The sequence below is a fragment of the Streptomyces sp. NPDC104096 genome (genome assembly GCF_055584385.1).
On record NZ_JBVJMD010000031.1, the window covers coordinates 1 to 13,653 of the forward strand.

Consider the following 13,653-nt stretch of genomic DNA (forward strand, 5'->3'; position numbering starts at 1 on the left):
TCCGCCTCGCGTCCGCCCGGGTCCGCCTCGCGTCCGCCCGGGTCCGCCTCGCGTCCGCCCGGGTCCGCCTCGCGTCCGCCCGGGTCCGCCTCGCGCCTGCTCCGCGTCCACCTCGCGTCCGCCCGGGTCCGCCTCGCGCCTGCTCCGCGTCCACCTCGCGGGCCCCGGGGATTCCGGGCTTCCCCTAGGGGACACCCCTCCCACCTCGGAGGAGTCCGCTCGGTCCACGGGTGTACGCCGGGTCGGCGCGGGTCGCCCCCTCGACCGATGCCTCTTTCGTCCCGGGAAGGCCACTATGGAGGTATGAGTGCAGCCATAGTCACCCCAGTCCCGAACCGCCCCTCCGGGGCCACCCCGCTCACCGGGAGCCACCCGCACCGCCTCGGCGACGCCCTGCGCGCCGTGAAGGTGTTCCTGGGGGCCGCCTTCGACGTGATCATCCTCGGGGAGTACGGCGAGGAGACGGGCGTCCGCCACAAGTGACACTAGGGTCACTGCGTGACCCGTCGATCACCCTCCGCGACCTCTCTTCTCCTGTCGGCGGTCTCCCTCGCCGCTTTCGTCGCCCTGTGCGTCGTGCAGCGCGCCCCGATGGCCGACGCGCTGGTCTACCGGGCTGAGGGCGCGGCCGTCCTGGACGGTGGCGGCGACCTCTACGGCTTCACCGTCACCCGGTGGCACCTCCCGGCCACCTACCCGCCCTTCGCGGCGCTGCTGTTCACCCCGGCCGCCTGGCTGCCCGTCCCCGCCGTGAAGGCGGTCTTCCTCGCGGGCAACGCACTCCTGCTGGCCCGGCTGGTCCAGCTCTCCGCCCGGCTCGCGGGCCGTCCGCTCGGATCCTCCGCCCTGTGCGCCGCCACGGCCCTGGCGCTCTGGCTGGAGCCGGTGTTCCAGACCGTGCTGTTCGGCCAGGTGAACCTCGCCGTGACCGTCCTGGTGCTGTGGGACCTCACCCGCCCGCCGGGCGCCCCGGGCCGGGGCGTCGCCCTCGGGATCGCGGCGGGGATCAAACTCACCCCCGCGCTCTTCGTCGTCCATCTGCTGCTGCGCGGCAGGCGCCGGGAGGCGGCCACCGCGACGGCCGCGTTCGGCGCCACCGTCCTGCTCGGCGCCCTCGCGCTGCCCGCCGCCAGCGCCGACTTCTGGACCCGCCGCCTCTACGACACCGGCCGCGTCGGCAAGCCGTGGATCGTCGACAACCAGTCCCTCCAGGGCCTGACGGCCCGCCTCCTCGGCGACCCGGCGCCCGGCCTCGCCTGGGCGCTCCCGGCGCTCGCCGTCGCCGTCACCGGTCTCTGGCTCGCCGCGCGCGCCGCACGGGAGCGGCACGCGGTGCTGCTCACCGCGTTCACCGCGCTGCTGGTGTCGCCGGTCAGCTGGTCCCACCACTGGGTGTGGTGCGTCCCGCTGATCGCCGTACTGCTGGCGGACGGCCACCTCCGTACGGCGCTGCTGACCACCGCGCTGTTCACCGCCCGCACGATGTGGCTGCTGCCGCACCAGGGCGATCTGGACCTGCGGCTGCCCTGGTGGCAGCAGCCGCCGGCGGCGCCGTACCCGCTGCTGGGCTGCGCGCTGCTGGCGGGCGCGGCCCTCCTCGGACGGCGGGACGCCCGGGGCGCCGCAGCCCCGTGGCGGCCCGGGACGGCGGTCCGGCCCGGAGTCCCGGCGCGGCGGGGCCGGCCGGCCCCGGATCCGGACCCGGTGGAGTGCTCCCCTCAGCCCTCCGACAGCAGCTCGTCCGCGTCCACGATCCGGTAGGAGTACCCCTGCTCGGCGAGGAACCGCTGCCGGTGGGCCGCGAAGTCCTGGTCGATCGTGTCGCGGGCGACGACCGAGTAGAAGTGGGCCTGGTGGCCGTCCGCCTTGGGCCGCAGGACCCGGCCCAGCCGCTGGGCCTCCTCCTGCCGCGAGCCGAACGTGCCCGACACCTGGATGGCGACGGTCGCCTCCGGCAGGTCGATGGAGAAGTTGGCCACCTTCGACACCACCAGCACGCTGATCTCGCCCTCGCGGAAGGCGTCGAACAGCTTCTCGCGCTGGGCGTTCGACGTCTCGCCCTTGATCACGGGCGCGTTCAAGTGCTCGCCCAGCTCGTCGAGCTGGTCGATGTACTGGCCGATGACGAGGATCTGCTGGCCCGCGAAGCGCCGCACGATCGCCTCGGTCACCTTCCGCTTCGTCGCGGTCGTGGCGCAGAAGCGGTACTTCTCCTCGGTCTCGGCAGTCGCGTAGGCCAGCCGCTCGGAGTCGGTGAGGTTCACCCGGACCTCGACACAGTCCGCGGGCGCGATGTAGCCCTGCGCCTCGATCTCCTTCCACGGCGCGTCGAACCGCTTGGGCCCGATCAGCGAGAAGACGTCCGACTCGCGGCCGTCCTCGCGCACCAGGGTCGCGGTGAGGCCGAGCCGGCGCCGGGCCTGGAGGTCGGCGGTGAACTTGAAGACGGGCGCGGGCAGCAGGTGCACCTCGTCGTAGACGATCAGCCCCCAGTCCCGGGAGTCGAACAGCTCCAGGTGCGGGTAGACGCCCTTCCGCCGGGTGGTGAGCACCTGGTACGTGGCGATGGTGACGGGCCGGATCTCCTTGCGCGTACCGCTGTACTCGCCGATCTCGTCCTCGGTGAGCGAGGTCCGCTTCACCAGCTCGTGCTTCCACTGCCGGGCGGAGACGGTGTTGGTGACCAGGATCAGCGTGGTCGACGCGGCCTGCGCCATCGCCCCGGCCCCGACCAGCGTCTTGCCCGCGCCGCACGGCAGCACGACGACACCGCTGCCGCCGTGCCAGAAGTTCTCCACGGCCTGCTTCTGGTACGGCCGCAGCGCCCAGCCGTCCTCGGCCAGCGCGATCGGGTGCGCCTCGCCGTCGACGTACCCGGCGAGGTCCTCGGCCGGCCAGCCCAGCTTCAGCAGCGTCTGCTTGATCTGGCCCCGCTCGGAGGGGTGCACGACGACCGTGTCCGGGTCGATGCGGCTGCCCACGAGCGGCGCGATCCGCTTGGAGCGCAGCACCTCCTCCAGCACCGGCCGGTCGGTGGTGGTCAGGACCAGCCCGTGCGCCGGGTGCTTGGACAGCGTCAGCCGGCCGTAGCGGTCCATCGTCTCCGCGATGTCGACGAGCAGCGCGTGCGGCACGGGGTAACGGCTGTAGTGCACGAGCGCGTCCACGACCTGCTCGGCGTCATGGCCGGCCGCCCGCGCGTTCCACAGGCCGAGCGGGGTCAGCCGGTAGGTGTGGATGTGCTCCGGCGCCCGCTCCAGCTCCGCGAACGGAGCGATGGCCCGGCGGCAGTCGTCGGCCTGCTCGTGGTCGACTTCGAGGAGCAGGGTCTTGTCGGACTGGACGATCAGCGGACCGTTCACTCGGGGGCTGCCTTTCTGGATGGCGCGGCATGGCCAAACGTCCAGTGTGCCCTACCGGCCGTCGGCGCGATCGGTCCCGGGACGAAGGTCCGCCGGCACCCGGGCACGGCCGACGGAGATGTCCGGACCGTTATGAAAAGTGGTTTGTTCATTCTCCCGCGCAACCCTGCCCGCCCGGCGGCTGTCTGACCAGGACGGAAGCGGCGCGGTCCGGGCGGCGCGGTGAGGAGCTCACGGAATGTCGGTACGCAGATGGGGCACCGGCGTGGGAGCCGCGGCGGTGCTGGTGGCGACGGGCTCGTGGGTCATGACGCGTCCGGCGGGCGTCGACGCCGGGCTGTGGCACGAGGTGGGGCCCGTGATCGAGGCCCGGCTGCTGGCGCAGTCGCAGGGCAGCGGGTACGGGGAGAGCGTGCCCGAGCTGGAGGCGCGCTGGTTCTGCCGGGCGAGGGCGCTGGAGATGGAGCGCAGCGGGGACCGGATCCGGGCCGGTGTGGACACGCTGTGCATGGAGTACGGGGTGCGCGACGGCGCTCTGGTGGAGTGCGGCGGCTCCCACGTCCCGCAGGTGGTCCGGCTGGAGCGGGAGCCGGACGGCGGCTACCGCGTGGTGTCGCAGGAGGAACCGCCGGACGGCGCCGGGTACGGGGAGTGGGAGGAGGACCACTTCGGGTTCTCCTCCCGGTCCGCGCTCGACGGCGCGTCCCGGCCGTCGACGCTGGAGGCCGCCGCCCGCAGACACTTCGGCCTGTCCGACGACACCCGCGTCGAGGACTGCTGACCGCGCCCCCGGGCGAGGACCGCCGGGCCGGGGCGCCGGGCGGTCACCGCTGCGTCACTGCTGTTCGTCGGCGAGTTCCGCCACCCCCGTGATCCGGTGCAGCGGATACGTGCGGACCTCGTCGGCCGTGTGGTCGTACGCCGTGACGAAGCCGCCCTCGACCCGCACCGGCGCGATCACCCGCTGGCTCGCGGCGCCCTCGGCGTTGACGTAGCCGATCCACACGGCCTCGCCGGTGAGGACGGCGGCCTGCATGGTGGCGAGGGTCTCGGCGGACCCGGTGCGCGGGAGTTCGCCGCCGGCCGGCCGGACCGTGTCGCCGGCCGAGGCCTTCCGCGGGGCCGTGGAGGCCAGGTCGCCCGCCCGGACCGCCCGGATCGCCGCCGCCAGCAGCGTCGGGTCGGGCACCGGCGGGCCCTCGGGGACCGGCTCGGGGGCCGTGCGGGGCGGGGTGCGGTGGGCGTGCGCGCGGGCGATCAGCACGTCGCCCTCGGCGGACTCGGCGGCGGGCGCGTACCCCATCGCCCGCAGCCCCTCCAGCAGTGTCGCCGGGTCGGCCTCGGCGGCCAGCACGGTCGGCGCGAGGCGGCGCAGCCGCAGGGCGGCGGCGCGCTTGTCGGCGATGATCTCGTTCAGCAGGGCGTCGTCGTCGCAGCGCACGTACGCCGAGGCCGCACCGACCCGCAGATGACCGTGTCTGCGGGCGACGTCGTCGATCAGGTACGCGAGCGGCTGCGGGACCGGGGTACGGGAGTGGGTGGCGAGGAAGGCGTGCAGATCGCTCGCGGTCCGGCCGGCGTCCAGCGCGCGCCGCACCGAGCCCGGCGTGAACCGGTACACCGTCGCCCCGCCCTTCGACTCGACGTCCGCGAGCACGCCCAGCGTGTCGGCCAGCGGGCGGCGCAGCGGTCCGGGTGCCACCGCCGTGAGGTCGGCCTGGAGCAGCACATGGTCCAGCGGCTCGGGAAGCAGCGGGGCGAGCAGCCGGGCCGCGGCCGCGGAGGCGACGGTCTGCTCGGCGGGGGAGAGGGGTTCGAGGCGGGCGGCCCGGTGGTGCGGGAAGGGCAGCCTGCCGCCCGGCCCGGCGGGACCGTCGGCGTCGGCCGCCCTCGGCCCGGGCGCCCCCAGCAGCGCCCGCCCGTGCGCCGACAGCGCGCCCCGGCCGGTCACACCCAGCGTCTCCGCCTCCGACAGCGTCCAGCGCACCAGCCGGGTGCGCAGGTCGTCGTCCTCGTTCCCGGTCCCGCCGGGGCGGGCGACGGCGCCGCCGCGGGCGCGCAGCGGACGTTCCCAGCGCAGCCGGGCGAGCACCACGTCGGCGGCCGGCGCGGTGCCCTCCGGGAGCCCGGCCAGCAGGGTCAGCACCCGGTGCCGCACCTCGGGCGCGGCGGACCGGTCGAGCCCGGGACCCAGGGCCGACAGCGGCCGCTCCTTCGCGTCCCGTCCGCCGACGACTCCCGCCGTCCGGGTCGCGAGCAGCCATGCCTCGGCGAGCCGCGCCCAGCGTTCGGCCGGCGGCTGCTCCAGCCACTCGTCGTAGGCCGGGGTGGCCGCGTACCGTTCGTCGGCCTCGCCGTCGGAGGCCAGCAGCCCGGCCGCGTAGGCGAGTTCGACCCAGAACGCGGCCATGGGCTCGGACGCGTCCAGGGCGACCGCGGTCCGCTTCAGGTCGCGCACGCTCAGCCCGCCCGCCCGCAGCACGGCGGGCCCGCCCTCGTCCCAGTCCTTCAGTAGCTCCTCCACGGTCGCCAGCGCCGTGTACGCCTGGCCGGCCGCGGTCGAGTCCACCACCGCAGGGGCGTGCGTACCGGCGGGTTCGACGGCGGGCGGCGCGGGCTCCGGCGCGCGGTGCGCCCGCCCGGCCCGCAGATGCAGGGCGACCTCGCGGGGCAGTACGACCGTGCCGGGCGCCGTCGGCAGCAGCAGCCCGCGGTCCAGCAGCCAGCGCAGCCGGGCCGCCGGGTCGGCCGTGACCTGCCCGTACGGCGGGCCCCACACCAGCCGGTCCAGGACGTCGAGCGAGTCGGCGGGGGCCTGGCCGAGCAGCGCGTCCATCCGGGCACGGTCGGTGAACAGCGCGGTGAGCGCGGCGGCCGCGGACACGGCGTCGTGCGTCGAGGCCAGCCCGGCGGTGCCGACGATCTCCTGGATCCGGCCGGGCGACATCCCGGCCGTCACCTCCTGCACCGTCGGGCCCAGGCCGGTCGGCGAGGGGTGCTGCGGCGACGGCGCGAGCAGTTCGCGGGCGGTGCGCACCAGCCGCAGCCGGTCGTCGCCGCCCCACACCAGGGCCTGTTCGCGCAGTCCGGCCACGGCACCGGGCAGGGCCGCGGCGACGGCCGGGTCCCCGTCGTCGCCGCCCATCAGACCGAGCAGTTCGCCGTACGACGCCGGGTCCGCCGCGACCGCGAGCGCCTCCGCCGCCTGGAGGGTGAACCGGTCCAGCCGCTCCAGCGCGCGGACCACCGAGGCGCGGGTGCCCGCCCTGGTCGCGAGCTGGGTGAGATCGGTGGGGACGGGGGTGATGAGGTCGGGGCGGCTGCGCAGGAGGGCGGCCAGGGAGTGGTCGTCCCTGGCGCGGAGCGCTTCCGCGAGGGAGCGAGGGGCGGGGTGGTCCGCGGTGCTCATCTGACCCACGGTAGCGGGTCCCCTCGGGCGGCCGACCCCCGCGCGGGCCTGTCGGGCCCGGCACTCCCGGGGCGGCCGCTCGAACCGCCGCGCGGGCCGGGAGATGCCCCGGCCGCGCCGGGAGCGGTAACGTCTGCCACCACGGGGTCAGCCAATACATCCGCCCCGGAGGGGACTTCGTGGGGATCGAGAGCGACCAGGTCGTCTACGAGTATCTGAGCCGGGTCGGAGACGTGGCGCACCAGCGGCAGTTGCCGTCGTCCGCGCGGATGCGGCTGGTGTCGGAGCTGCGCAACGAGATCGACCGGCGGCGCGCCAGGACGCCGGTGGACAGTCCGGCCGCCGTCCGCCGCATCCTGGACCGCCTCGGCAGCCCGGACGACGTCGTCGCGGCCGCCGCCGGCGGCGGGGGCGCCCCGCAGGCATCGGCCGCCGCCGTGCCCGTACAGCGCGACGCGGCGCCGGAACCGGAGGACGGACGGCCGGGCCGACTGCGCCGCGCGGTCCCGCGACCCCGGTCGGGGCGGAGCTCCGGGACGGACGCGCCGCCGCCCTCGGACGCCGCGTCGCCCCCGCACCGCGCGCCCGCGCACGAGCTCGGCGACAGCGCGACGCAGCCCGACTGGTGGCGCACGGACAGCAGCCCCTTCGGTGTCGGCGACGAGGTGCCGGGCTTCGTCGGCGGGGTGGAGATCCCCGAGCTGCTCAAGCCGCCGCCGCGCAAGGACCTGAAGGACCCGAAGGACCCGAAGGACGCGGAGGACCCGGCGGCATCGGCGGACCGGGGCGCGGAGGCGGCGGCCGACGTGCCGGACGGACCCGCCCCCGCCCGCCGCCGCCTGCCGTCCCTGGGCGCGGGCAACTGGAGCAATCCGCTCCTGCTGGTCGCCGCGGGTGCGCTCGTCGTCGGCGCGGTGCTCGGCAACTGGTTCGCGCTGCTGCTCGGCTGGCTGATCGCCTACGCCTCGCGCCGGCTGACCCGGGCGGAGTCGAAGTGGGCGGTCGTGTGGCTGCCCGGCCTGGCGGTCGCGTCCGGTCTGGTGTGGCTGTGGGGCAGGACCGACGGCCGGTGGGGAACCCCCATCGCCGACGGCCGGATGAACGACGCGGTCGCCCAGACCTGGCCCTGGGTGGTGCGGGGCGCGGCCGTCGCGTCGGCACTGTTCCTGGTGTGGCGCTCCCAGCGCAGCCGCTGACCCGCCCCGGCCGCAGCGGTGGGGCGCCCGCCCCCGTCCGCGGGTCGTCGGCGTGGGCACAATGGCCTGCATGGCCTCCACCACCGCTCCCGCGCTGACCGTCGGATTCGATCTCGACATGACGCTGATCGACTCCCGCCCCGGCATCCACGCCTGCTACCGGGCGCTCACCGAGCGGACGGGGACGTACATCGACGCGGACCTGGTGGTCACCCGGCTGGGGCCGCCGCTGGTGGAGGAGCTGGCCAACTGGTTCCCGGCGGAGGAGGTGCCGGCCGCGGTGGAGCTGTACCGGGAGATGTATCCGGCCTTCGCCGTCGCCGCGACCTCCGCGATGCCGGGGGCCCGCGCCGCCATCGAGGCCGTACGGGCGGCCGGCGGGCGGACGATCGTCGTGACCGCGAAGTACGAGCCCAGCGCCAGGCTGCACCTGGAGCACCTGGGCATCGAACCCGACGAGGTGATCGGCGACCTGTGGGCCGAGGCCAAGGCGCAGGCGCTGCGCGCCCACGCGGCGGACGTCTACGTGGGCGACCACGTCGGGGACGTCCGCGGCGCGCGTACGGCCGGCACGCTGTCGGTGGCGGTCGTCACCGGGCCGTGCAGCGCGGCGGAACTGCGCACGGCCGGCGCGGACGTCGTCCTGCCGGACCTCCTGCACTTCCCGGACTGGCTGGCGTCCTACCGCCCGGCCCCGGCGGCCCGCGCCTGACGGCGGCCGGCCGCGATCGACCGGAGCACGCCCGCACCGGCGATCAGGAAGCCGACGCCCATCAGCATGCTCAGTCCGAACATGTACGTCGGGAAGGGCTTCGTCCCGAGCAGCAGCGGGGTCATGGTGACCAGGGTGGCCACGGCGCCGGCGAAGAAGACGAGGGCGCCGGCACGGATCAGCCGGTCGCCGGGCTCGGCGGAATCGGTTCGGGTTTCGTCACGCACCCGAACAGGGTAGTTCCCGGCGCGCGCGGGCAGCCCGGCGACGTCCGCGCGGACGGACGTGTCGGGCGGAGGCGCCGGGCGAAGGTGTCGGGTGGAGGCGCGGGCGGCGAGATCGAGCCGGTCGTCGGGACCACGACAGGGAATTAGGTCAGGGCGAAGTCCCGGCGTTCCCGAAAAGGCGTGCAGCGGCGCACGGGTAAGGGGCGGAAAGGCGAGGTCTCCCCGCACGGGAATCGCCCGGTCGCTATTCCTTCCCCGGCCTTTGTCCGCGACGGAAGGACCGTTCCGGCATTCGGGAAGCCACCGCAGGTCGTCGGCCGCTGCGTGCGGCCCGGACCCGTCCGGAGCCGGGGCCCGCACTAAACCTCTACAACCACTTTGAGCCCTTCCCGCACAGGTAGGGCCTCGGTCCCGTTTTAAGGCGTGTTCCGCTGGAGAGACCCCCGGTAAGGTGGTTCGACGGCAGTTCAAGTGCGTCCGGGCGCGGCGCGTCCAGGACGGATCGAGGGAGCGTGTGCTTTGCCGACTGGCAAGGTCAAGTGGTTCAACAGCGAGAAGGGCTTCGGCTTTCTCTCCCGTGACGACGGCGGCGACGTCTTCGTCCATTCCTCGGTCCTCCCCGCCGGAGTCGAGACACTCAAGCCGGGGCAGCGAGTGGAGTTCGGAGTCGTCGCCGGACAGCGGGGCGACCAGGCGCTCTCGGTCGTCGTGCTGGACCCGACCCCGTCCGTCGCGGCCGCGCAGCGCAAGAAGCCGGACGAACTGGCCTCCATCGTCCAGGACCTGACGACCCTCCTGGAGAGCGTCTCCCAGACCCTGGAGAACGGCCGCTATCCCGACAGGACCGCCGGGAAGCAGGTCGCGGGCCTGCTCCGCGCGGTCGCCGACCAACTGGACGTCTGACGACCGCCGGAGCCCGTCCCGTGGCCTGTTGCGGCCCTAGGGGAAGGCGAGCGCGTCCGGGCCGAGGGGCGGTACCAGTCCCTCGGCCGCCGCACGGGTGAGCAGTCCCCGCACCGCCGCGTAGCCGTCCTCGCCGAGGTCGGCGGTGAACTCGTTGACGTACAGGCCGATGTGCTGGTCGGCGACGGCCGGATCCATTTCCTGCGCGTGTTCCATGACGTAGGGCCGGGAGGCCTCGGGGTCGTCCCAGGCCGCGCGCACGGACGTACGGATGGAATCGGCGAGCCGGGTGAGCTCCTGGGCGCCCAGGGAACGCTTCGCGATGATCGCGCCCAGCGGGATCGGCAGCCCGGTGGTGCTCTCCCAGTGCTCGCCCATGTCCGCGAGCTTGTGCAGCCCGTAGTTCTGATAGGTGAAACGCGCCTCGTGGATGACGAGGCCCGCGTCGACCTTCCCGTCCCGCACCGCGGGCATGATCTCGTGGAAGGGCATCACGACGATCTCCCCGACCCCGCCGGGGACGGTGTCCGCGGCCCACAGCCGGAACAGCAGATAGGCCGTCGACTTCTCGCTCGGCACCGCGACGGTGCGTCCCGTCAGGTCGCTGTCCCCGTCCCGGGTGAGCACCAGCGGCCCGCAGCCGCGGCCCAGCGCGCCGCCGCAGGGCAGCAGCGCGTACTCGTCGAGCACGTACGGCAGCACGGCGTACGACACCTTCAGCACCTCGGACTCGCCGCGCTCGGCCATGCCGTTGGTGACGTCGATGTCGGCGAAGGTCACGTCGAGGGCGGGCGCCCCGGGGACCCGGCCGTGGGCGAGGGCGTCGAAGACGAAGGTGTCGTTGGGGCAGGGGGAGTACGCGATCCGCAGCTTGGACTGCGCGGGCTCACCGGTCATGCGGGTTCCACTTCTCCAGGACGGGTGCGAGCCCCGCGAAGCCCTCGGTGAGGGCCGCGAGGGCGTCGCCGATGCGCCAGGCGGCACGGTCACGCGGACCGACGGGGTTGGAGACGGCGCGGATCTCCAGCACGGGCGTGCCGTGCGCGGCGGCCGCCTCGGCCACCCCGAAGCCCTCCATGGCCTCGGCCAGGGCCCGCGGGTGCCGGGCGCGCAGCCGGGCCGCGCGGTCGGCGGACCCGGTGACGGTCGAGACGGTCAGTACGGCCCCGACGGGCGCGTCCAGCGCCGCCGCGAGGTCTCGTACGAGTGTTTCCGGCGGACGGTGGGTGACGGTCCCGAAGCCGAGCTCGGTGACCGGCAGGAACCCCTCCGCGGTCTCGGCGCCCAGATCGGCGGCCGTGATCTCGTCGGCGACGACGAGCGAGCCGACGGGCGCGCCGGGCAGGAAGCCGCCGGCGATGCCGGCGCTGACCACGAGACCGTAGGGCTCCCCGCCCAGGGCCGCCGCGGTGAGGGCGGTCGCGGTGGAGGCGGCGGCGAGCGCGGGCCCGACACCGGCCGCCAGCAGGTCGTACCGGCCGGCCGTCCGGCGCAGGCTCACCCCGGGCAGCCGCACCTCGTCGACCGGCCCGGCGAACGCCTGTGCCACCGCGTCCCGTTCGGCGGGAACCGCGGTGGCGACGAGGACACGTACGGAGGACGTGGTCAGGCGTCCTTCTTGAGCTTGAAGGACCACAGACCGGTCACGTCCTTCTCGCCCTCCTTGATCGACACCAGCGTGGAGTCGCCGCTGGCGCCGTACTGGGCGTTGAAGAACACGCTGCCGGGGATCGTGCGGTAGGTCTTGGTGCTGGAGTCGGTCAGCGGCTGACCGTTCATCAGGATGGTCCAGCCGTTGTCCGCGATCTCCGGGTCCACCCCGAACCGCACGGTCGCGTCCGGGTCCACGTCGATCGACTTGATCCCGGTGTCCTTCAGGCAGGCCGCCAGCGACTGGACGTCCAGCGTCTTGCCGTCGTTGTAGCAGGTGGCCTGGGAGCTCACCGAGCTCGTGCCCACGGTGATCGTCGAGATCGGCGTCGGCTTGTCGCAGGCGGACAGAACGAGCAGTCCGGCGGAAACGGCGCCGGCGGCTGCGACGGCGCGGCGGCGTCGCACAACGGATTGCAGCGTCTTCATGGGCGAAGGCTATCGGGCACCTCCCATGCTCCGCCCAAGCGGGGTCCGGCGCGGCCGGGGGTTACGCCACTCGCTGGCCGACCGGGCCCCACGAGCCGGGCCGGGCGGCGCGGTCAGGCCGGTTTCGTACGGCCCGCGCCGCCGCGCCGCGCCGAGGCGAGCAGCCCGCGCGCGGTCGTCAGCCAGCCGACGGCCACGATGCAGGCGGCCACCGCGAGGCCCAGCGTGCCGTTCAGCGGCAGCACGATGCCCACCGCGCCGCCGAACACCCAGGACACCTGCAGCAGCGTCTCGGAGCGCGCGAACGCCGAGGTGCGCACCGGCTCGGGCACGTCCCGCTGGATCAGCGCGTCCAGCGACAGCTTGGCCAGCGCCTGGGCGAACCCGGCGATCGCCGTCAGGCACGCCACCAGGAACGCCCCGAAGAACACCGCGGCGGTGATCGCCGCGCCCAGGACGGTCGCGACGACCGTCACGATGATGATCTCCGGTGCCCGTGACCTGAGCCAGGCCCCGACGGCCGTGCCGAGCGCGTTGCCGACGCCCGCGGCGACCCCGACGATCCCCAGCGACACCGCCGCGCTCTGACCGGTCATCGGATGCTCGCGCAGCAGGAAGGCCAGGAAGAAGATCAGGAAGCCGGTCAGGCAGCGCAGCGCGGCGTTGGCGCCCAGCGCGTGGGTGACCGCCGGTCCGACGGTCCGCAGACCGAGCCGTCTGGCCTCCCGGCGGCGCGGCGCGTGCACATGCTCCTCGTCCGAGGCCAGCAGCGCCACGTCCTCGCCCTTGGCCGAGTCGACCTTGTGCGGCAGCGTGAAGGACAGGAACGTCCCCGCCACGAAGATCACGAAGGCGCCGTAGAGCGGCCAGCGCGGCCCGAGCGCCTGGAGCCCTGCTCCGATCGGCGCGGCGACACCGGTCGCCAGGAGTCCGCCGAGGGTGACCCGCGAGTTCGCCTTGACCAGGGAGAAGCCCGGTGGCAGCAGCCGGGGCACGACCGCGCTGCGGACCACCCCGTACGCCTTCGACGCGACCAGCACGCCGAGCGCGGCCGGGTACAGCTCCAGACTGCCGGTGACCACCGCCCCGGACAGCACCAGCGCCAGCAGCGCGCGGGCCAGCATCGCGGCCGCCATGGCCGCGCGGCGGCCGTGCGGCAGCCGGTCCAGGAGCGGGCCGATCACGGGCGCGAGGACCGTGAAGGGTGCCATCGTGATCGCCAGGTAGAGCGCGACGCGGCCACGCGCCTCGTCGGTCGGCACGGAGAAGAACACGGTGGAGGCGAGCGCCACGGTGATCATGACGTCCCCGGCGCCGTTCACCGCGTGCAGCTCGATCAGCTTGCCGAGGCCGGACTCGCCCGCGCCGTGCGCGTGCGTGACCTTGCGGATGCCCCGGGCGGTTCCGGTGAAGGGGAGGTGCAGGGCACGGCCGACCGCGCGGACGGGACCGCCGACCCGGCCCGAACCGCCACCTCGGCTGCTTCCCCTCACCCCGCCGATCCCGGCGGCGCCCTGGGGTGACCTCGCGGCTGCCACGACGTCATAGTGCCCCGATAAAGCTGTGCCTAGTGCGGTAACCGCGCGTATGGCCGCGTTCCTCATGGCCGTACGGCGTTCTCCCGACGCCTCCACGGCACGGTCCGGCGGCCGGGAAACAGCACGAAACCGCATCGTGAGGCCGCGAACAGTCCCGTCGGTGTAGGCCAAGCACACGCGAACAGGTACCGTGCGTAGCGCGCCGTGGCGAACGTTCTCGGCCGCGC

General features: G+C 74.6%; 13 protein-coding genes. 6 read left to right on the forward strand and 7 right to left on the reverse strand.

Annotation, left to right across the window (positions count from 1 at the left end):
* Window positions 1-303: 303 nt before the first annotated feature.
* Window positions 304-483 (forward strand): hypothetical protein, encoded by a 180-nt coding sequence (locus ACZ60B_RS27100; protein WP_469391286.1) that lies wholly within the window; start codon window positions 304-306, stop codon window positions 481-483.
* 15 nt (window positions 484-498) lie between these two features.
* On the forward strand, window positions 499-1,761 hold the full coding sequence (locus ACZ60B_RS27105; RefSeq protein WP_469391288.1) for a glycosyltransferase 87 family protein: 1,263 nt from the start codon (window positions 499-501) through the stop codon (window positions 1,759-1,761).
* Here the strand turns inward: ACZ60B_RS27105 and ACZ60B_RS27110 are convergent.
* Complete coding sequence (locus ACZ60B_RS27110) at window positions 1,719-3,362, reverse strand: DNA repair helicase XPB (protein ID WP_469391290.1); 1,644 nt, start codon at window positions 3,360-3,362, stop codon at window positions 1,719-1,721. The genes ACZ60B_RS27105 and ACZ60B_RS27110 overlap by 43 nt on opposite strands.
* A gap of 238 nt (window positions 3,363-3,600) precedes the next feature.
* Here ACZ60B_RS27110 and ACZ60B_RS27115 point away from each other — a divergent pair, with 238 nt between their 5' ends.
* Entirely contained in the window at window positions 3,601-4,143 is a 543-nt protein-coding gene (locus ACZ60B_RS27115; protein ID WP_469391292.1) for a hypothetical protein, read from the forward strand.
* A 54-nt stretch (window positions 4,144-4,197) separates the two neighbouring features.
* Here ACZ60B_RS27115 and ACZ60B_RS27120 read toward each other — a convergent pair whose 3' ends face one another.
* On the reverse strand, window positions 4,198-6,771 hold the full coding sequence (locus tag ACZ60B_RS27120) for a helicase-associated domain-containing protein (protein WP_469391294.1): 2,574 nt from the start codon (window positions 6,769-6,771) through the stop codon (window positions 4,198-4,200).
* A gap of 179 nt (window positions 6,772-6,950) precedes the next feature.
* Between ACZ60B_RS27120 and ACZ60B_RS27125 the strand changes: the two genes are divergently transcribed.
* On the forward strand, window positions 6,951-7,967 hold the full coding sequence (locus ACZ60B_RS27125; RefSeq protein ID WP_469391296.1) for a hypothetical protein: 1,017 nt from the start codon (window positions 6,951-6,953) through the stop codon (window positions 7,965-7,967).
* A 70-nt stretch (window positions 7,968-8,037) separates the two neighbouring features.
* Window positions 8,038-8,679 carry an HAD family hydrolase gene (locus ACZ60B_RS27130; RefSeq protein WP_469391298.1) on the forward strand — a complete coding sequence of 214 codons (642 nt, stop codon included), beginning with the start codon at window positions 8,038-8,040 and terminating at the stop codon, window positions 8,677-8,679.
* Here ACZ60B_RS27130 and ACZ60B_RS27135 read toward each other — a convergent pair.
* A complete protein-coding gene (locus ACZ60B_RS27135; RefSeq protein ID WP_469391300.1) occupies window positions 8,649-8,906 on the reverse strand; it encodes a hypothetical protein in 258 nt (85 codons plus the stop codon). The genes ACZ60B_RS27130 and ACZ60B_RS27135 overlap by 31 nt on opposite strands.
* A gap of 519 nt (window positions 8,907-9,425) precedes the next feature.
* On the opposite strand from ACZ60B_RS27135, the gene ACZ60B_RS27140 reads away from it, so the two are divergent.
* A complete protein-coding gene (locus tag ACZ60B_RS27140) occupies window positions 9,426-9,809 on the forward strand; it encodes a cold-shock protein (RefSeq protein ID WP_469391302.1) in 384 nt (127 codons plus the stop codon).
* A 36-nt stretch (window positions 9,810-9,845) separates the two neighbouring features.
* Here ACZ60B_RS27140 and ACZ60B_RS27145 read toward each other — a convergent pair whose 3' ends face one another.
* The 4 genes from ACZ60B_RS27145 to ACZ60B_RS27160 form a co-directional block, all read right to left on the reverse strand.
* Window positions 9,846-10,706: a 1,4-dihydroxy-6-naphthoate synthase gene (locus ACZ60B_RS27145; RefSeq protein WP_469391304.1), complete on the reverse strand. Its 861-nt coding sequence runs from the start codon at window positions 10,704-10,706 to the stop codon at window positions 9,846-9,848.
* Window positions 10,696-11,445 carry a futalosine hydrolase gene (locus ACZ60B_RS27150; protein WP_469391306.1) on the reverse strand — a complete coding sequence of 250 codons (750 nt, stop codon included), beginning with the start codon at window positions 11,443-11,445 and terminating at the stop codon, window positions 10,696-10,698. Before ACZ60B_RS27150 ends, ACZ60B_RS27145 begins: the two co-directional genes overlap by 11 nt.
* Entirely contained in the window at window positions 11,415-11,888 is a 474-nt protein-coding gene (locus ACZ60B_RS27155) for a DUF2771 domain-containing protein (RefSeq protein ID WP_469391307.1), read from the reverse strand. The genes ACZ60B_RS27150 and ACZ60B_RS27155 overlap by 31 nt, the downstream gene beginning before the upstream one ends.
* 113 nt (window positions 11,889-12,001) lie before the next feature.
* Entirely contained in the window at window positions 12,002-13,426 is a 1,425-nt protein-coding gene (locus tag ACZ60B_RS27160; RefSeq protein WP_469391310.1) for an MFS transporter, read from the reverse strand.
* Window positions 13,427-13,653: the final 227 nt, after the last annotated feature.

Coding starts and splice junctions, on each gene's coding strand:
- ACZ60B_RS27115 (WP_469391292.1), top strand. CDS start 3,601: ATGTCGGTACGCAGATGGGGCACCGGCGTGGGAGCCGCGGCGGTGCTG.
- ACZ60B_RS27155 (WP_469391307.1), bottom strand. CDS start 11,888: ATGAAGACGCTGCAATCCGTTGTGCGACGCCGCCGCGCCGTCGCAGCC.
- ACZ60B_RS27145 (WP_469391304.1), bottom strand. CDS start 10,706: ATGACCGGTGAGCCCGCGCAGTCCAAGCTGCGGATCGCGTACTCCCCC.
- ACZ60B_RS27130 (WP_469391298.1), top strand. CDS start 8,038: ATGGCCTCCACCACCGCTCCCGCGCTGACCGTCGGATTCGATCTCGAC.
- ACZ60B_RS27120 (WP_469391294.1), bottom strand. CDS start 6,771: ATGAGCACCGCGGACCACCCCGCCCCTCGCTCCCTCGCGGAAGCGCTC.
- ACZ60B_RS27100 (WP_469391286.1), top strand. CDS start 304: ATGAGTGCAGCCATAGTCACCCCAGTCCCGAACCGCCCCTCCGGGGCC.